We start from the raw sequence: 17,110 nt of genomic DNA, 5'->3' as shown, positions 1-17,110 counted from the left end.
TACACCCCTCACACGTTCTGGACCTCGGAAACGGTGGCTCTGAAGTGGGTGGTTCCTTTACTATTGATATAAGAGTAATTTGCTATTTAAATAATATTAGAGAGTTTATGGGAATCAAACGCCGCCGCTCTGAGGAGTCGCTCGAGGCGGTGCAAAACCGCCGTTGCACAAAGCATTTAGTAGCCACGACACCCCGGTTCAGATATGTTCGTACTGGTCAACCTGAAGACGTACCCGTGTGATCCGGTCGCCGTCGCGGAGGCGGCCGCCGAGGTCGACGACACGACAGACGCCCGTATCGCCGTTGCACCACAGGCTGCCCACCTCGAGGCCGTCGCCGAGACCGGCGTCGAAACCTGGGCCCAACACGTCGACCCAATCGAGTACGGCTCGAACACCGGGCACACGCTCGCCGAAACCGTCGCCGACGCCGGTGCCGCCGGGACGTTGATCAACCACTCCGAACACCGCCTCACGCTCGACGACATCGACGGCTCCGTACAGGCCGCCGAACGGGCCGGCCTCGAGACGGTCGTCTGTGCGAACAACCCACCACAGATCGGTGCCGCTGCGGCACTCGGGCCCGACGCCGTCGCAGTCGAGCCACCAGAACTCATCGGCAGTGGGACGCCGGTCAGCCAGGCCGACCCGGATATCGTGAGCGATGCCGTCGATGCAGCCGGAGCCGTCGATTCTGACGTTACCGTCCTCTGCGGGGCCGGTATCAGCACCGGCGAAGACGTGGTAGCCGCCGGGGAACTCGGTTCGAAAGGAGTCTTGCTCGCCAGCGGCGTCGCGAAAGCCGACGACCCTGCCACCGCACTGGCCGACCTCGTCGCACCCCTGTGACTGTTCACGCTGCCAACCACAGCCATGACCGACCAACACCCAATCGAGGTCGCCCTCGAGAACCAGTTGATGAGCCAGGGCGTCTACGTGACGACGTTCGAGACGAGCGACGACGAGTACGACCGCCTCGAGTACGAGGTCGTTTACGATACTGCATCCGTGACGCCACACGAAGTCGGGACCGTCGTTCGCACCGTCCTCAAACTGGCCGACGAACGTGACGACTGGGAGGCAGGTGGCCTCGAAGTCGTTTCCTGTTCGACCGATGGCGACCGACGTGGCACCTGGCGTGTCGAGCCACAGTGGATACAGGGACTGAACGAAACGATATCCGAAAGCGGCTTTTCGCAGCTCGTTCTGGACACAATTAGTCACGATTCCGGTGGAAATTAGAAAGAGTAATAATGTTTACCTTCATCATCCCTGTAGAGTGACTAATGACCGGAGAACAGGTATTCGTCTCACACGCCCCTTCTGATCTGGAGCTCGTACAGGAACTGTTCTCCACGGTCAAGAATTTTCCATTCGGCGTGCATATCGTGCTCGAGGAGGTCGGCTCCGGTCGGTCGCGAAAACGACTCGAGGGTCGGCTCGCTAACAGCGACATAGTGGTTGCCGTCCTGACGAACCGTTCGGCCGGAAGCCGGTGGATCAACCAGGAGATCGGCTACGCGCTCGCGAAGGGGATTCCGGTGTTGCCGCTGTACGAGACCGAGGATCTGCGCGGCGGTTTCGTTAGCGACGTTGAGGGCGTCAAAATCGACCGAGAGAACCCATCGTTTACTATCTTTAATCTGCTCTGTCGGCTCCGTGGCGAGTTGGCGCCGTTGGGAGCGATGTCGGTACCGAACTGGTACATTCGATTCCCCTGTACGATTCCGGACTGCGGCCATCCGGTTACGCTTGACATTACGCAGGGGCAAACGAAACTCTGGAAACTCCACCAGCACGGCCAACAGTTGACGGCGACCTGTGACATCTGTGAATCGAAATATTACTTCGATCCGGCAACGATCGGTTTCCGTGGCCGTGAAGACGGCATTCAACGTTCTGAGTGAGAACGCGGTAGTTCCTCAACCCACAAGGTGCACCGAACCGATGGGTTCGGCTCACACGTGGACGCGTGACGGAGTACTCAGGTCCGCTCGCGTATGCGAACATCTTACTCGAGAAAATCACACCCCAAACAGTCGTTACTCCAGATTATCGCACCCAATCGACCGCTGCGCGAGTGTGTTATCGAAGCCGGTCGTAGGCTTCTTTGACTAACTTGAACGCAGATTCGCTGCCACTTTTTTTGTCCGGGTGTGCGTGTTTGATCTGCGTGAGAAACGCCTGCCGGATTTCGGCGGTCGTCGCATCTTCGTCCACGCGGAGGATCTCTCGGGCTTCCGCACGACGCATCTTCACGCGGTTGACGACGCCTTTCTCCTCCGCCAGTTCCTTACAGTCCGTACACATCTCTTCGGTTCGGCCGTCGATAGTCGTCACGTGGTAGAGTTCCTCCGTGACCCACTCGTGACACTGGCTACAGAGTTGCCGACGAGTGGCGATTTCAGTGGTTTCGGCTGCCTGTGTGGCCCCGGTATCCGGATCGACCCCGCCCTCGGTTTTTGACTCGCCACCACCGTAACCGGGCGCATCCTCGAGGCAACTCGAACAACAGGTAAGCACCGTCCCATCGGTCAGGACGATATCCTCGAGGCTGCTGGTCGGAAACGTCGAGTTACAGCCGTCACAGCTGTCTCGGGACTGGTCGATAGAGCCGAGTTTCTCGGCGACGTCTCGAGCGTGTTGCTCACAGGTCGGACAACAGGCGAGCCGTTCCCCATCCGGCATCGTCACGGTCGTCAAATTTTCGAGCATGACGGTTTTCCCACACCCGTCACATCGCTCGCGACGTTCGTCAGCCACAGCCATCTGTCAATGCGTTCGTATTCGACCTATATTAGTCCTCCCCTACGGAGTATCAAAGTGGCAGCCGAAAGCCACCACCAGCAGGCCCGCATCCAATATACAACGCTTTTACAACCGACACAAATGGACGAACATGGCCACGCTCATCGGGCTCACGACGAATATTGGTCGACTCACCGAAGACACCGACCGCCTGCTGGTCGCTGCCGTCGACGGACTGGTTATCGCAGCGCTGGCAATCGCCGGACGTGCCCACCACGGCTATCCGATCCTCGACCAGCCACTCGAGACCATCGAGACCGCGGTTCCGTTCCTCCTCGGCTGGCTCTTGCTCTCGATTCCGGCCGGCGCGTACGCTCGAAACACGCTCACATCGCCCCGAGCGGCCGCTCGAGTGACGCTCGTGGCCTGGCTCGCCGCTGCAAACGTCGGACTGCTCGTTCGCTCAGCTCCGTTCTTTACGGGCGGCACCGCGTGGCCGTTCCCGCTGGTGATGAACGGGACCGGACTGGTCGCCCTCGTCGCCTGGCGACTGGCGTACACCGCTATTTCGAAAGAATAGATTCGCGGGTAATGTCCTGACAGAGTCGATGATACACGTCCTGATCGAGCAGTTCGGTCATCGTTTCGTCGACCTGGCTTCGCAGGACAGCCAGACGGTCTTCGAGGACGGCGTACTCCTGGCTCGAGTTGCGTTCTGCCTGTGTTTTCTGGGCGTCGAGCAGCGCCTTTTTCGACGCGAGTGCGAAGAACTCCTGAAGCTGTTCGTCGTAGGTCGAACGCAACAGTAACTGGTCGATAATCGTCGTCAGTTCGTCTTTCGAGACGGGTTTGACCAGATAGTCGTCGAATCCCATACCGATAATATCGAAATCCGGTTCGACCGCGGTCACCATCGCAACCCGGCAATCGAGGTTGCGTTCGCGAATCGTTCCGAGCACCGTATCACCCGATAGGCCCGGCATTCGACGGTCGAGCAGGACGATATCGATAGCTTCGTCTATCGCCTCGAGCGCTTCGTTCCCGTCGTAGGCCGTCTCGACCGAACAGCGGTCGTCCAGCCAGGCGGCGTACAGGTTCGCCAGATCGGGTTCGTCCTCGACGATCAGCACATGTGGATCCGTAGACATTGAGCCTTCCCCAGTAGACGTTGGTATCCGATTCTTCTCACGGAGCCATATGAAGATATCGGGCGATTTTCCCGTTGTAAAAAGTTCATTCCGCCAAGGCGTGAACTCGTGCCCCGAGCGAACGCGCTACTCGAGTTCCGCTTCGATGATCGATCGGCGATCCGCAATCGCCCCTGCGGTTCGCTCGAGTGTGTCTTCCCCGACCGTGACCGAAAGCGTGCCGTCCGTCGTCGTCGCACCGATCGCGGTGACCGGGGCAACAGCGTCGAGCGTCGCTCGAACGGATTCGGGGTCGGTCGTCAACACGAGCGCACGTCCGGGCGTCTCGTGGAACAGTGCCCCAGCGGGGCTGTCGGTCTCGATGGAAACTTCGAGTCCGGCCGTCTCGGTTATCATCTCGGCGAGCGAAACCGCCAACCCGCCGTGGCTGACGTCGTGCGTCGCGAGCGTCGAGTCGTCGTTGGCGACCGTTGCGAGCGCCTCGAGTCGGGCCGTTGGGTTCTCAGGAAGCGTCGGGAACCGGTCGGTTCCGCCCTGCTGGGCCAAATACTCCGAGCCACCGAGGGCGAACGAATCGGTCCCGAGGGCGTCGTCGCCAACGAGCAAAAGCGTCGCATCCTCGTCTGCAGTCGCGGCAAGCGGTGGTGCTTCGTAGCCGAGTTTCGTCCCGACCATCGCGAGCGTTGGCGTGGGTGGAATCGGTCCGCTCACCGAGTCGTTATACAGGGAGACGTTCCCGCCGACGATGGGAACCGACAGCTCCGCACACATCCCGGCGAGACCGTCGACGATCCCTTTGAATCCGCCGTACACGTCCGGCTTTTCGGGATTTCCGCCGTTGAGACAGTCCACGGCAGCCAGCGGCGTCGCACCCTTCACAGCCAGGTTCGTCGCGTTCTCGAGCGCGACGGCTCGAGCACCGGCCTTCGGGCTCGCCGCGGTCCAGTTGGGGGCCGCGCCCGCCGATATCGCAAGACCGCAATCGGCCTCCCGGATCGCAACCAGTGCGGCGTCGTCGCCCGGCGGGACGCTCGTTCGGACCCCCACCTCGTGGTCGTACTGGCGGTAGACCCATCGTTTGGAAGCCGTGTTCGGCGAGCCAACGACGGCGTCGAAAGCCGTCTCGAGGTCGACATCCGGTAACTCGGTGTCGGCTTCGGCGGGCTCGTTCCATGGTAGGTCGTTCATCGGTGCACCCTCCCCGAGGAACTCGGCATCGACGTCGACGACGGTTTCTCGCTCGTCTTGCTCGACTCCTTTGAACGTACAGACGTAGTTTCCGTCGGTCACGTCGCCAATAACCGAACACCCGAGATCGAAGCGGTCAGCAATCTCCCGGACGCGGTCGACGTTGTCGGGTTCGACCTCGTAACACATCCGTTCCTGGGATTCAGCCAACAAGATTTCGAGGGGCGTCATGTTCGGCTCGCGCTGGTGTACCCGCTCGAGTTCGATGTGCGCACCGAGGCCGCCTTTCGCGACGAGTTCGCTCGAGGCACCACCGAGCCCCGCAGCACCGAGGTCGCGAGCCGACTCGATCAGGTTCTCGTCGATCAGTTGCTCGTTGGCCTCGATCAGCAGCTTTTCGGCGTACGGGTCGCCAACCTGCACGGCTGGTCGGTCTTCGGTTTCGGCGTCTTCTGCCAGGTCTTCGCTCGCAAAACTCGCCCCACCGAGGCCGTCACGGCCCGTCGCGTTGCCGACGAGCACGAGTTTGTTGCCCGGCTCCTGAGCGACGGCGGTGACGAGTCTCTCCTCGTTCAACAGGCCGACACAGGCGACGTTCACCAGCGGGTTCCCCTCGTAGTCGGGGTGGAAGTCCACGCTCCCGCCAACCGTCGGCACGCCGATACAGTTGCCGTAGTGGCTGATACCGTCGACGACACCTTCGAACAGGTATCGGGAGTGCTCGCGGTCGAACGAGCCGAAATAGAGGCTATCGGTGAGTGCAATCGGATACGCGCCCATCGAGAGGGTGTCCCTGACGATGCCGCCGACGCCCGTCGCCGCGCCGTCGAACGGGTCGACGTAGGAGGGGTGGTTGTGACTCTCGATACCCAACGTGATGTAGACGTCCGAGTTGTCACCGGCTTCGGGAGTCTCGCCGTCTCCCGCACTCGAGTCATCGTACGACGGGAGTGCGACGACCGCCGCGTCGTCACCCGGTCCCACGACGACCTGCTGACCCTCACTCTCGAAGGCAGACAGGAGGGGTCTCGAGGACCGATACGCACAGTGTTCGCTCCAGAGGTTCTCGAACAGCGCCGCCTCGGCCGGGGTCGGCTCACGCCCCAGTTCCGCGACGATCAGTTCGTGGTCCGAATCGGCTTCACTCATTCACCTAAGTGGTGAAAGCCGGGCCTAAAAGGGGTTTCTATATGCACGTTCGTGAACACCGAGGACGTGATCGAGCGCGTCATCGTCGAGAACCGTGGAACGCTTTCACCGGCAACAATAGCAGGTGCTCTCGTCCGGTTTGGTGTATAGAGGCTCCAACAACCGTGTCGCACCTCCAACCTTTCAACAACCGTGTCGCACCTCCAACCTTTTCGATAGTATTTTGTTCGCGTCCTAATCAGGTTTCTATAATGTCACAGACACAATCAGCGCAGGAGTCGCCGTTCCACAATCCGATGGTGCGCCACGGCGTCGGCATCGGCGGTGCCGCACTTCTCGTCTTTATCGCCGTGTTCTTCCTCGAGGGTACGTTGATGTATCTCGTCCTCGGATTAGCTGTCATCGACGCGGTTCTCACACCGAGAATCCTCAAGATGGCCGTCGAAGAAGACGGTTCGTGAGGGACCGAAGACGGCAACTATAGTAGCCAGTGAAAGTCATTGCACACCCTCTCGCAAGCTGGCGTCGCGGTAGGTGTGTCAATCGTTTCACTGGCTACTATAGGTCCGACGCTTTTTGTAGGATAGCGACAAATTCGCGGGTATGAAAACCATCAAGGACAGCGTCCACGACCACATCGAGGTCGACGGCGTCGCTCGAGACCTCCTCGATACGCCCGCAGTCCAGCGGTTGCGCCACATCGCTCAGTTGGGCACCGTCTCGCTGGTCTACCCCTCCGCGAACCACACCCGGTTCGAACACAGCCTCGGTGTCTACCACCTGGCCTGTCGTGCACTCGAGCACCTCGGTATCGAGGGTCGCGAGGCCAAACGTATCCAGGCCGCCGCGTTGCTCCACGACGTCGGACACGGCCCCTTTAGCCACAATCTCGAGGAACTCACCTACCGAAAAACCGGTCGCTATCACGACGACGTCCACGACCTGCTCGCGACGGGTGATGTCGGCGACGTGCTCCGCGATCACGGCCTCGAGCCAGCGACGGTCGCCGACATCGTCGCCGGCGAGGGTCGCTTCGGCCAGATCGTCTCGGGCGAACTCGACGTCGATCGGATGGATTATCTCGTGCGCGACGCCCACCACACCGGCGTTCCCTACGGCACCATCGATCACGGTCGACTCGTCCGCGAACTCCGGTTCGTCGACGGCGAACTCGTCCTCGCCGAGGGCAACGTCCAGACGGCCGAGAGCCTGCTCGTCGCACGTGCGTTGATGAACCCAACCGTCTATAGTCACAGCGTCGCTCGCATCAGCAAAGCCATGTTGCGCCGGGCTGGCGAACAGCTACTCGAGGCCGAGGTTACCGATGCGGGGACCCTCCAGCGGATGGACGACCACGACCTGATCGCGACGCTACGCTCGAGTGGGGCAACCGCAGCGTTTTCCAAGCGACTCGACCACCGAAATCTGTACAAGCGTGCCGTCTGGGCCGAAATCGACGATGTCCCCGGTGGAATTATCGAGGCCGACCACGCGAACATTCGCGAGTTCGAGCGTGAAATCGCCGCGGACGCCGGGGTCGAGGAAACGGACGTCATCATCGACGTGCCCTCCCGCCCATCGATGAAGGAATCGACGACGCGTGTGCTGGTCAACGGCGAGGTGCGCCAACTCGGCCGACAATCGCCGCTCGTGGACGCCCTTCGGTCCGCCCAGTACTCCCAGTGGCGACTCGGGGTGTACTCGCCAGCGCCCGTCACCGAGGCCGTCGGAACCGCTGCCGTAGACGTGCTAGGACTCGACATCGACGGGCCTCTCGTCACCGAAGTTCGGGACGGGCTGTACGCAACGCTCGACCAGTTCAGCGATTGAGAGGGACGGTCTGACCGCCTCGAGCACGATGTGGAGCGTTTCGAGCGCGGTCCTGGCCGCCTCGAGTCCAAACGACCAACGTTGAAGCCCTCGAGCCCCAAACGCTGGGTATGGAGTACACCGGAACTATCCTGCAGGGGCCGAATCTCGAGCCACGGGAAGGACGGCTCGTTATCGGCGATGACGGCCGTATCGAGGCTATCGAAGAGACGACAGTCGAGAGCGACGACATCATCCTTCCGGCGTTCATCAACGCCCACACGCACATCGGCGACTCGATTGCCAAAGAAGCCGGCGGCGGCCTCTCACTCGAGGAGCTCGTTGCCCCGCCCGACGGCCTGAAACACCGCCTGCTTCGTGCCGCCAGTCACGAGGAGTTGGTGTCGGCGATGGCGACCTCCCTCGAGCACATGGAACGCGCCGGCACGGCGGCCTGTTTCGACTTCCGCGAGGGTGGCGTTGCGGGCGTCGAAACACTCCGTGAGGCGGCCGCTGGACAGTCGATCGACGCCTACGCGTTCGCTCGAGAGTCACTCGAGGCGATGGAAGCCGGCGACGGCTTCGGGGCCAGCGGGGCTAACGATGACACCTTCGACCGCGAGCGGGAAGCGACTCGGGAGGCTGGCAAACCGTTCGCCATCCACGCCGGCGAGGGTGACCCGAGCGACATCGACCCGGCGCTGGACCTCGACCCGGCGTTTCTGATTCACGTCGTTCACCCCGAAGTCCACCACCTCGAGCGAATCGAGGAGCAAGGTGTCCCAGTCGTGCTCTGCCCTCGTTCGAACCTGGTGACTGGCGTGGGATTCCCGCCCGTTTCGGACCTTCTCGAGCGGACGACGCTCGCGCTGGGTACCGACAACGTGATGTTGAACTCGCCGTCGATGTTCCGTGAAATGGAGTTCCTGGCGAAACTGAGCGACGTCCCCGCCCGCGAGGTTCTCAAGATGGCGACCGTCAACGGGGCCGACCTGCTCGACCTCGAATACGGCTCGCTCGAGGCAGGCAAGTCGGCTCGCGTCCTGGTGCTCGATGGCGAGTCGCCGAACCTCGAGGGCGTTCGTGATCCCGTTCGGGCCGTGGTCCGACGGGCGGGCGTCGACGACGTGAAAGCGGTCGAATGGGGTAACGTGTAGCGGTCGTACACAGAGACGTTGGGAACCTCGATAGCGACCCCATCCGACGAACGGGGTCGTCGGCAGGGACCCAAATATATGTACCCCTCGCCACATCGGTCAGGTATGCAAACACTCGAGGTTACGGACGAACAGTACGCGGTGATCCAGCGACTCCGGGCGACGATGTCAGAAGAGGTCGTCGGCAAGTACGGCTTCGTTCGCGAGCAAGACGCCGTCCAGTATCTGATCGACACGCTCCAGGCAGCCACCGAAGACGGCGAGTTAGGCGATCTCGCGTTCGATATCGAGGCCGACAGTTCGGGCTCGACGGCGACCGACGACGTGGCGGCAGCCGTCGAAGCCGCTATCGAGGGCGAATCCCCGCCGGAAGACGTCGAAACGGTGAGTTACGACGAAGGGGGCGACGACGAAGTCGGTGGCGACGACTCGAGTGCAGCGGACGAGGACGCCGACGATGCGGACGAAACGGCAGACGACCGCGCCGACGCCGCAGATGAGGACACCGACGAAGACGACGACGCGGCTGATGAAGATGCTGACGCAGACGAGGACGAAGGGGAAACCGAGGCGTCAGACGCCGAGGATGCTGACGAACCCGACGAAAGTGACGACGGTTCCGATGGTGGGGCAGCCGACGACGACGACATGCTCAACAAGATGATGAGCTTGCTCGACACCCACGACGACAAGTGGGAGGAGTCACCGTCGGCGGATTATCGCTATCGGGTCGACCTGCCGGACGGCGGGACGAAAGACGTCCAGACCAAAGACGACGTTCGCGCCCTGTTGTTCAAGAATTACTGATAGCTTTCGGAAAGCGGTATCGAGTCGCCAGTTGTTGCGTGTGACACAACGCTTTTGATGACCCTCGCGCTTCGAGGAGGTATGAGCGAACGCGACGTGCTCGAGTTGCTGCGTGAGAACGCGCGATACGACGTGGCCGACATCGCGCGAATGACCGACCTCGACGAGGAGGAGGTAGCCGCAGCGATCGACGCACTCGAGGCCGCAGGCGTCGTCCGCGGCTACAAACCCGTCGTCGACTGGGACCGCCTCGAGGACGAGCGCGTTCGAGCGGAAGTCGAACTCAACGTCACCCTCGACCGAGAGACCGGCTACGACGACATCGCCGAACGCCTGGCCCGGTTCCCCCAGGTGACGGCACTGCGACTGGTCAGCGGCGACTACGACTTCGACATGGAAGTCGAGGGCGACTCCATCCGCGAAGTCTCCCAGTTCATCAGCGAAAAGGTCGCCCCCGTCCCCGAGATTACCCAGACGGTCACTCACTACATCATGACCTCCTACAAGGAACACGGGATCGAACTCGGGGACGGCGAAGACGACGATAGGCTCTCGGTCTCGCCATGAGTCTCGAGCCGTCACAGCGCGTGCAAGCGGTGGGCCCCTCGGGTATCCGTCGGTTCTTCGAGATCGCCGAGGAACGCGACGACGTCATCTCACTCGGCGTGGGCGAACCCGACTTTTCGACCCCGTGGGCTGCCCGCGATGCCGCGATTGCCTCCCTCGAGCGAGGAAAGACGTCGTATACGGCAAACCGAGGGATGCGCGAGTTACGGGAGGCGATTTCAGGATACGTCGACGAACGGTTCGGCCTCGAGTACGACGGGGACGACGAGATCCTCGTCACCGCGGGCGCGAGCGAAGCCGTCGACCTGGCGTTCCGAGCGTTCGTCGACCCCGGCGACACCGTCGCCATCGCTCAGCCGTCGTACATTTCCTACGAACCGGGCGTCATCTTCGCCGGTGGCGAGGTCTGTTCGGTGCCGACGCGAGAAGCGGACGACTTTCGGCTCACCGTCGACGCGCTCGAGGCTGCTGGCGCGGCCGACGCCGACTTGCTCGTCCTCTGTTACCCAAACAACCCGACGGGGGCCGTCATGTCGAAAGCCGACCTCGAGCCGATCGCCGCATTCGTTCGCGAACACGACCTGTCGGTGCTCTCCGACGAGATATACGCCGAGTTGACGTACGGAAACGATACCGACGGACCCGCTCACGGCGGCAGCGCCATCCATACCTCAATCGCGACGCTGCCTGGCATGCGCGAACGAACGATCGTTTTCAACGGGTTCTCGAAAGCCCACGCGATGACCGGGCTCCGACTCGGCTACGCACTGGGCCCCAGTGACGCCATCGCCGCCATGAACCGCATTCACCAGTATGGGATGCTCTCGGCCCCGACGACCGCACAGTACGCCGCTCTCGAGGCCCTCGAGTCCTGTGGGAACGACGTCGCGGACATGGTCGCCCAGTACGACCGACGACGCCGATTCGTCCTCTCGCGGTTCCGTGAAATCGGGATGCCGTGTTTCGAGGCCGCCGGCGCGTTCTACGTCTTCCCCGAGGTGCCCGATAGCTGGGACGGCACGGCCAACGACTTCGCCGAAGCACTCTTGCACGAGGAGGGCGTCGCCGTCGTCCCCGGCGACGTCTTCGGCCCCGGTGGGGACGGGCACCTTCGAGTGTCGTACGCGACCGGACTCGAGGACCTGCGCGAAGCGCTGGCTCGCATCGAAACGTTCGTCGACGGGCTATAATCGCCCACTCTCTCGACCCCGGTCGGTATCTGCGTCTGGAAGAGCGACCGCTCGAGGCGATCATCCACCGCACCCTGTGAGATGCTACCACTACACGTGAACCTACTTATCCTTCGAGGGAGGTCCTGTGTGTATGTCGAAATACTGTGCCCTGCCCGATACCCAGCGGGCGGTCTTTCACGAGTACGTCTCCTATGCGTTTTCACCACAGGAAGGTCCCCCGGAGTACGACCCCGAGGAGGACGAAACCAAAGGAGAGCAACTGGGCTCTCGCCGCGGACTGTATCCTGACGATGTAGCGACACGCCCTGACGAGAACGGCCTCGAGCGACTCGAGACGGACGACCCGCCGGACCCGCTGTGTGTCTGTCGCCACTACTGGTTCGAAACCAACATCCGGGGCGAAGGGCTGTTGACACCGGGTCTCTCTGCCGTCGCCTCCCCGCCCGAAAACCGCCGCGGTGGCCACGTACGGGAACTGCTCCGACACTCCCTCGAGGAGTACCGCGAGCGAGAGGCTCCGTTCTCGCTACTCTGGCCGTTTCGCTATCGGTTTTATCGGCAGTACGGCTGGGACACGACGAACCGGTATCTGCGAGTCGAGTGCGAACCCGAGGACCTCGCGTTTGCCCGCGCTCGACGCGAGCCAGACGGAAGCGAACACGAGTTCCGGGCACTCGAGGCCGACGACTACCCTGCCCTCGAGTCGGTCTACGAGCGCTACGCCGACCGATACGATTGCCGAATCGATCGGGACGGTGACTGGTGGCGCTATCGAATCTTCGAGAACTGGACGACCGATCCGTTCGTCTACGTGTGGGAACGGGACGGAAAACCGGCGGCATACCTCCGGTACGTCATCGACGGTGACTGGGGTGACCGCACAATGACCGTCTCGGAACTCGTCGCCGTCGACCTCGAGGCGTTCCGTGCCGCACTCGCGTTCTGTCACGACCACGACTCACAGGTGTCGGCGGTCAAATTACGCCTGCCCGTCGACACGCCGCTGTTCGACATCGCCACCGACCCCGACGAACTCGAGGTCGAGTATCACACGGGTCCGATGGCTCGCATCGTCGACGTCGAACGGGCACTAAGTGTGCTCTCGTATCCGGGGGGAACCGAGGAGACGATCACGCTTGCAGTCACCGATCCGCTCGTCGACTGGAACGATGGCACCTTCGAACTGGCCGTCGCCGACGGCAACGGGTCGTGTCACCGACTCGGGACGGCGGGGACATCCGATGGCACACGAGTAGACGAACGCGGTGATGTCGACGCGATACTGGACATCGCGACGCTCTCCCAACTGGCTATCGGTGCCCGCTCGGGCGGCGCACTGGAGCGAGCGAGACGACTCGAGTGTGATTCAGCGGGGCTCGAGGGCCTCGAACGGCTGTTCCCCGAGCGAAATATCTTTCTGGATGAAGGGTTCTGACCGAGCCGCGAATTCGTCACTGATCGCTGGGTGAGAAGAAATCGCGTCTCTCACTCGTCAGATTCGTAGTGTTCCCCGGCCGCAGACGGCATCCGGGTACGTCCGACGAAGGTCAGGACGACCAGCACAGCGACGTAGGGAATAATTCCGACGAGCGTCGAAGAGACGTCGTAGCCCGCAATCTGCTGGAGTTGTAGCTGTAGCGCCTCGAGGCCGGCAAACAGGAACGACGCCAGAAACGCCCCGACGGGGTTGTAGTTCCCGATCAGGTACGCCGTCAGGCCGATCCAGCCACGGCCGTCGATCATGGTGTCGCCGCTGCCGACGAACTGGCCGGTGTTGAGTGCCAGACCGGCACCACCGATACCACAGTAGATACCGGAGAGCAAGACCCCAGCGTAGCGAACTTTCCGAACGTCGACACCAGCAGTATCGAGCGATTTCGGGTCTTCGCCGCTGGCCTCGATCCACATCCCGAAGGTGGTTCGATTGAGCAGGTACCACGAGAACGGGACGGCAAGCGCCAGCAAGAACACCGGTGGCGTCGCTTCGAACAGCGGGCCGATACCGGGGAGTGCAGAGAGTCCTGGTACCGAAAGCGTCGGGAACGTCCCGACGCTCGGGCTGCTCGTGCGACTCCAGATGATGATGCTGGCAAAGGGGGCGAAACCGAGGGCGATCAGCCAGACGGCGAGACCAGCGATGATCTGGTCGGCTTTGAACTCGATGCAGACGATGGCAAACAACAAGGCGACGAACGTACTCGCGACGATAGCGAGCACGAACGCGAGCCAGATGTTGGCCCCGATTGGAGTCGCCGAGAGCGCGTACAAACTCGCAACGGCACCGAACGCCCCGATGATGAGCAGTCCCTCGAGGCCGATGTTGATGACGCCGGTCTTTTCGGCGAAAATGCCACCCATCGCTGCGAACGCGATCGGTACCGTGAGCCGTATCGCGGAGGCGAGATAGGAGACGCTGAACACGCCAGCAACGTCGCCGAGGAGTTGGCCCCCACCATCGATGAGGAGGCCGAGTGCGATGAGTCCAAAGAGGATCCCACCGATGAGCAGCCCCTGCCGACGAGTGACTGACGGGGCTTTCATCAGGCCTCACCCCCGTCGGTCGCGACCGAACCGTTTCCGTAGCCGAACCGTTTACCGATCATGCGGAAGAACTCCGGCATGGCGATAAAGAGGATGATCAGCCCTCTGAGCACCTCGACCAGTTCGCCCGGAACACCCAGTGAGAGGTCGACGGCAACGCTGCCGGTTTTCAGACTGCCGAACAGCAGTGCCGCCGGAATCACCCCGATCGGGTTGTTCCCGGCGAGAATCGAGACGGCGATGCCGTCGAACCCGAGTGGTGGAATGCCCGCTTGCCAGCGATACTGGACCATCATAACGTAGATAGCGCCAGCAATACCGCCGAGGACGCCAGAGAGCGTCATGCTGGTGACGATGTTTCGTTTGGCGTTGACGCCCCCGTATTCGGCGGCACTTTCCTGAATCCCGCTCGTTCGCAGATCGTAGCCGATCACGGTTCGCTTGTACAGCAGGTAGATGCCAACCGCAACGAGCAATGCTCCGATGAGCGCGATCACCGAAAACCGCGAGCCACTGATCGTCGCGGGCAATCGAGCGACCGACGGAATCGACTCGGTCTGCACCGAGTCGGTCGTCAGGTCACCCACGTGGACCTGGACGAGCCAGAAAGCGATGCCGATGGCGACGAAATTGAGCATGATCGTGGTGATCACCTCGTGGGCGTTCGCGTATGCTTTCATCAGCCCTGGTACCATCCCCCAGAAGCCGCCAACGATCCCGCCGACGACGACCCCGACAGGGATTACGATAAGCATCCCGACCGCGTTATCCGGCACGTACGCAGCGAGTTCGAGGACGACCAGTGCCGTTGCCAGCGCACCGAGCACCATCTGTCCTTGCGTCCCGATGTTGAACAACCCGGCTCGAAACGCGACCGCGACCGACAGCCCCGTGAACAACAGTAACGTCGTCTGCAAGAGCGTCTGCCCGATGTCGGTCATCGATCCGAACGAGCCGATAAACATCGTCCAGTACACCTCGAGCGGGTTATAACAGCCATATCCCAGTCCCGGTAAGTAGATGAACGGATCGCGACACTCGGCGACGAACCCGGAGACGAACACCAGGACGGTGCCGACGATGATTGCGAACCCGAGCGAGGCCAGACTGATCGCGATTCGCTCGGCGGCCGTCGCATCGACGAGACGGTCGAGTGCGGCCGACCCCTGTGCCCGCAGCCCCTCACCGCTGTCATCGTCGCTCATACTGAAGACCTCCGTACTCGAGCGCCGTCGACGTCGAGGTTGTCCGGACGTTCACCCGCCATGAGCAGACCGAGCTCTTCTTCGGTTACCTCGTCGGGGTCGACGACCGCAATAATCTCGCCATCGTGCATGACGCCCAGTCGGTCGGAGAGTTGGGTCACCTCGTCCAGTTTCGAGGAGACGAGCAATACCGCTTTGCCGTCGCGGCGGAGTTCGAGCAGGCGGTTGTGAATGAACTCGATGCTTCCGATGTCGACGCCACGGGTCGGCTGCGAGGCGATGACCAGCGACGGGTCGCGTTCGAACTCCCGGCCGACGATGAACTTCTGTTGATTACCACCGGAAAACGAGTGGGCCTTGGCTGTCGGATCGGCGGGGCGCACGTCGTACTCTTCGATGACATCGTCGACGTACTCGTCCGTCGCCCCCCAGTCGATCAGTCGACCGTCGGAAAACGGGCGCAAGTGCTGGCGACCCAGCAAGCCGTTGCGTCGGAGTTCGTACTCCATCACCAGGCTGCGCTTCTGGCGGTCTTCGGCGACGTAGGCCATCCCAGCCGAAACGCGACTGCGTCGGGAATCTGTCGTGATATCCCGACCGTCGAACGTGATCGTCCCGCCCGTCGGTTTCCGAAGGCCGGTGATCGCCTCGATCAGTTCGGATTGGCCGTTGCCGTCGACACCTGCGATACCGAACACCTCGCCCTGATGGACGCCAAAACTCACCGAGTTGGCCGCGACGACGCCACGGTCGTCTTCGACGGTGACGTCCTCGACGTCGAGGACGAGGTCACCCCGTGAAGCGGCCGGTTTCTCGACCTCGAGCAGGACGTCACGTCCGACCATCATCCGCGCAAGCTCCTCGCGAGTGGCCGTCCCGGCGTCGACCGTGCCGACCAGTTTCCCCTTTCGCAACACGCTGATCTCGTCAGCCACCTCGAGCGCCTCACCGAGTTTATGCGTGATGAAAATGATCGTCTTCCCTTCGGCTATCAACTCCCTGAGGATGTCGAACAGCGATTCGACCTCCTGTGGCGTGAGGACGGCCGTTGGCTCGTCGAGAATCAGGATATCGGCCCCACGGTAGAGCGTTTTCAGGATTTCGACGCGCTGTTGTTCGCCGACGCTTATCTCCTCGATCAACTCGGTTGGTTCGATCTCGAGGCCGTAGCGGTCGGCGAGTGCCTGCGTTTCGCGGTTTGCCCGTGCCCGGTCGGTGACGATGCCGCCCCATTTGGTGGGCTCGTTCCCGAGGACGACGTTCTCGGCGACGGTCATCGTGTCCACGAGCATGAAGTGCTGGTGGATCATCCCGATGCCGACGTCCATCGCGTCGCCGGGGTCGTCGAACGTCTGTGGCTCGCCGTCGATACGGACGGTTCCCTCGGTCGGTTCGTACAGACCATAGAGGACGTTCATCAACGTCGTCTTGCCGGCACCGTTCTCGCCTATCAGGGCGTGAATCGATCCCCGTTCGACTTCGAGGTCGACGTCGTCGTTCGCGATGACGCCGGGAAACCGTTTGGTAATGCCGTCCAGGTGAACCGCCGGTGGTGTCCCTGTCGCCGCCCGTTCGTCCTGCTCGTCAGATTCCATCTC

At 62.0% G+C, this 17,110-nt stretch carries 17 protein-coding genes; 11 read left to right on the top strand and 6 right to left on the bottom strand.

Features of this window, described 5'->3' with window-relative positions; genetic code table 11:
* Nucleotides 1-204 precede the first annotated feature (204 nt).
* From tpiA to NLK60_RS15425, 3 genes are read left to right on the top strand one after another with little or no spacing between them, the layout of a single operon-like run.
* Nucleotides 205-849 (top strand): triose-phosphate isomerase, encoded by a 645-nt coding sequence (gene tpiA, locus NLK60_RS15435; RefSeq protein ID WP_254808663.1) that lies wholly within the window; start codon nt 205-207, stop codon nt 847-849.
* 24 nt (nt 850-873) lie between these two features.
* A complete protein-coding gene (locus tag NLK60_RS15430; RefSeq protein WP_254808662.1) occupies nt 874-1,242 on the top strand; it encodes a DUF8159 domain-containing protein in 369 nt (122 codons plus the stop codon).
* A gap of 44 nt (nt 1,243-1,286) precedes the next feature.
* Nucleotides 1,287-1,907 carry a toll/interleukin-1 receptor domain-containing protein gene (locus tag NLK60_RS15425; protein WP_254808661.1) on the top strand — a complete coding sequence of 207 codons (621 nt, stop codon included), beginning with the start codon at nt 1,287-1,289 and terminating at the stop codon, nt 1,905-1,907.
* Between the two features lie 178 nt (nt 1,908-2,085).
* On the opposite strand, the gene NLK60_RS15420 is transcribed toward NLK60_RS15425, so the two are convergent.
* On the bottom strand, nt 2,086-2,769 hold the full coding sequence (locus NLK60_RS15420) for a J domain-containing protein (protein WP_254808660.1): 684 nt from the start codon (nt 2,767-2,769) through the stop codon (nt 2,086-2,088).
* Between the two features lie 130 nt (nt 2,770-2,899).
* Between NLK60_RS15420 and NLK60_RS15415 the strand changes: the two genes are divergently transcribed.
* Nucleotides 2,900-3,328, top strand: coding sequence for a DUF3054 domain-containing protein (locus NLK60_RS15415; RefSeq protein ID WP_254808659.1), 429 nt, complete (start codon nt 2,900-2,902; stop codon nt 3,326-3,328).
* Here the strand turns inward: NLK60_RS15415 and NLK60_RS15410 are convergent.
* Nucleotides 3,312-3,896, bottom strand: coding sequence for a response regulator transcription factor (locus tag NLK60_RS15410; protein WP_254808658.1), 585 nt, complete (start codon nt 3,894-3,896; stop codon nt 3,312-3,314). The two genes, NLK60_RS15415 and NLK60_RS15410, sit on opposite strands and share 17 nt — an antisense overlap.
* Nucleotides 3,897-4,022: 126 nt before the next feature.
* A complete protein-coding gene (gene purL, locus NLK60_RS15405) occupies nt 4,023-6,233 on the bottom strand; it encodes a phosphoribosylformylglycinamidine synthase subunit PurL (RefSeq protein WP_254808657.1) in 2,211 nt (736 codons plus the stop codon).
* A 251-nt stretch (nt 6,234-6,484) separates the two neighbouring features.
* Here purL and NLK60_RS15400 point away from each other — a divergent pair, with 251 nt between their 5' ends.
* The 7 genes from NLK60_RS15400 (at nt 6,485) to NLK60_RS15370 (ending at nt 13,201) form a co-directional block, all read left to right on the top strand.
* Complete coding sequence (locus NLK60_RS15400; protein ID WP_254808656.1) at nt 6,485-6,694, top strand: hypothetical protein; 210 nt, start codon at nt 6,485-6,487, stop codon at nt 6,692-6,694.
* A 142-nt stretch (nt 6,695-6,836) separates the two neighbouring features.
* Nucleotides 6,837-8,063 carry an HD domain-containing protein gene (locus NLK60_RS15395; protein WP_254808655.1) on the top strand — a complete coding sequence of 409 codons (1,227 nt, stop codon included), beginning with the start codon at nt 6,837-6,839 and terminating at the stop codon, nt 8,061-8,063.
* A gap of 110 nt (nt 8,064-8,173) precedes the next feature.
* A complete protein-coding gene (locus tag NLK60_RS15390) occupies nt 8,174-9,199 on the top strand; it encodes an amidohydrolase family protein (protein ID WP_254808654.1) in 1,026 nt (341 codons plus the stop codon).
* A 105-nt stretch (nt 9,200-9,304) separates the two neighbouring features.
* Nucleotides 9,305-10,006 (top strand): hypothetical protein, encoded by a 702-nt coding sequence (locus NLK60_RS15385; RefSeq protein WP_254808653.1) that lies wholly within the window; start codon nt 9,305-9,307, stop codon nt 10,004-10,006.
* Nucleotides 10,007-10,087: 81 nt separating this feature from the next.
* Nucleotides 10,088-10,573 (top strand): Lrp/AsnC family transcriptional regulator, encoded by a 486-nt coding sequence (locus NLK60_RS15380; protein WP_254808652.1) that lies wholly within the window; start codon nt 10,088-10,090, stop codon nt 10,571-10,573.
* Nucleotides 10,570-11,763 (top strand): pyridoxal phosphate-dependent aminotransferase, encoded by a 1,194-nt coding sequence (locus NLK60_RS15375; protein WP_254808651.1) that lies wholly within the window; start codon nt 10,570-10,572, stop codon nt 11,761-11,763. The genes NLK60_RS15380 and NLK60_RS15375 overlap by 4 nt, the downstream gene beginning before the upstream one ends.
* Before the next feature lie 133 nt (nt 11,764-11,896).
* Nucleotides 11,897-13,201 (top strand): GNAT family N-acetyltransferase, encoded by a 1,305-nt coding sequence (locus tag NLK60_RS15370; RefSeq protein WP_254808650.1) that lies wholly within the window; start codon nt 11,897-11,899, stop codon nt 13,199-13,201.
* A 50-nt stretch (nt 13,202-13,251) separates the two neighbouring features.
* Here the strand turns inward: NLK60_RS15370 and NLK60_RS15365 are convergent, their stop codons facing one another.
* Genes NLK60_RS15365 through NLK60_RS15355 form a run of 3 tightly spaced genes read right to left on the bottom strand, consistent with a single transcriptional unit; the run spans nt 13,252 to nt 17,107 of the window.
* Nucleotides 13,252-14,307, bottom strand: coding sequence for an ABC transporter permease (locus NLK60_RS15365; protein ID WP_254808649.1), 1,056 nt, complete (start codon nt 14,305-14,307; stop codon nt 13,252-13,254).
* The gene (locus NLK60_RS15360) at nt 14,307-15,512 is read right to left on the bottom strand and encodes an ABC transporter permease (RefSeq protein WP_254808648.1); all 1,206 of its coding nucleotides are present in this window, start codon (nt 15,510-15,512) and stop codon (nt 14,307-14,309) included. Before NLK60_RS15360 ends, NLK60_RS15365 begins: the two co-directional genes overlap by 1 nt.
* Complete coding sequence (locus NLK60_RS15355) at nt 15,509-17,107, bottom strand: ABC transporter ATP-binding protein (RefSeq protein WP_254808647.1); 1,599 nt, start codon at nt 17,105-17,107, stop codon at nt 15,509-15,511. The genes NLK60_RS15360 and NLK60_RS15355 overlap by 4 nt, the downstream gene beginning before the upstream one ends.
* Between the last annotated feature and the right edge of the window lie 3 nt (nt 17,108-17,110).

The organism is Natronosalvus amylolyticus (assembly GCF_024298845.1).
Lineage (GTDB): Archaea > Halobacteriota > Halobacteria > Halobacteriales > Natrialbaceae > Natronosalvus > Natronosalvus amylolyticus.
Note: the sequence above shows the minus strand (reverse complement) of the source record. Positions and strands in the feature narration are given on the sequence as shown.

Coding starts and splice junctions, on each gene's coding strand:
- tpiA (WP_254808663.1), top strand. CDS start 205: ATGTTCGTACTGGTCAACCTGAAGACGTACCCGTGTGATCCGGTCGCC.
- NLK60_RS15430 (WP_254808662.1), top strand. CDS start 874: ATGACCGACCAACACCCAATCGAGGTCGCCCTCGAGAACCAGTTGATG.
- NLK60_RS15425 (WP_254808661.1), top strand. CDS start 1,287: ATGACCGGAGAACAGGTATTCGTCTCACACGCCCCTTCTGATCTGGAG.
- NLK60_RS15420 (WP_254808660.1), bottom strand. CDS start 2,769: ATGGCTGTGGCTGACGAACGTCGCGAGCGATGTGACGGGTGTGGGAAA.
- NLK60_RS15415 (WP_254808659.1), top strand. CDS start 2,900: ATGGCCACGCTCATCGGGCTCACGACGAATATTGGTCGACTCACCGAA.
- NLK60_RS15410 (WP_254808658.1), bottom strand. CDS start 3,896: ATGTCTACGGATCCACATGTGCTGATCGTCGAGGACGAACCCGATCTG.
- purL (WP_254808657.1), bottom strand. CDS start 6,233: ATGAGTGAAGCCGATTCGGACCACGAACTGATCGTCGCGGAACTGGGG.
- NLK60_RS15400 (WP_254808656.1), top strand. CDS start 6,485: ATGTCACAGACACAATCAGCGCAGGAGTCGCCGTTCCACAATCCGATG.
- NLK60_RS15395 (WP_254808655.1), top strand. CDS start 6,837: ATGAAAACCATCAAGGACAGCGTCCACGACCACATCGAGGTCGACGGC.
- NLK60_RS15390 (WP_254808654.1), top strand. CDS start 8,174: ATGGAGTACACCGGAACTATCCTGCAGGGGCCGAATCTCGAGCCACGG.
- NLK60_RS15385 (WP_254808653.1), top strand. CDS start 9,305: ATGCAAACACTCGAGGTTACGGACGAACAGTACGCGGTGATCCAGCGA.
- NLK60_RS15380 (WP_254808652.1), top strand. CDS start 10,088: ATGAGCGAACGCGACGTGCTCGAGTTGCTGCGTGAGAACGCGCGATAC.
- NLK60_RS15375 (WP_254808651.1), top strand. CDS start 10,570: ATGAGTCTCGAGCCGTCACAGCGCGTGCAAGCGGTGGGCCCCTCGGGT.
- NLK60_RS15370 (WP_254808650.1), top strand. CDS start 11,897: ATGTCGAAATACTGTGCCCTGCCCGATACCCAGCGGGCGGTCTTTCAC.
- NLK60_RS15365 (WP_254808649.1), bottom strand. CDS start 14,307: ATGAAAGCCCCGTCAGTCACTCGTCGGCAGGGGCTGCTCATCGGTGGG.
- NLK60_RS15360 (WP_254808648.1), bottom strand. CDS start 15,512: ATGAGCGACGATGACAGCGGTGAGGGGCTGCGGGCACAGGGGTCGGCC.
- NLK60_RS15355 (WP_254808647.1), bottom strand. CDS start 17,107: ATGGAATCTGACGAGCAGGACGAACGGGCGGCGACAGGGACACCACCG.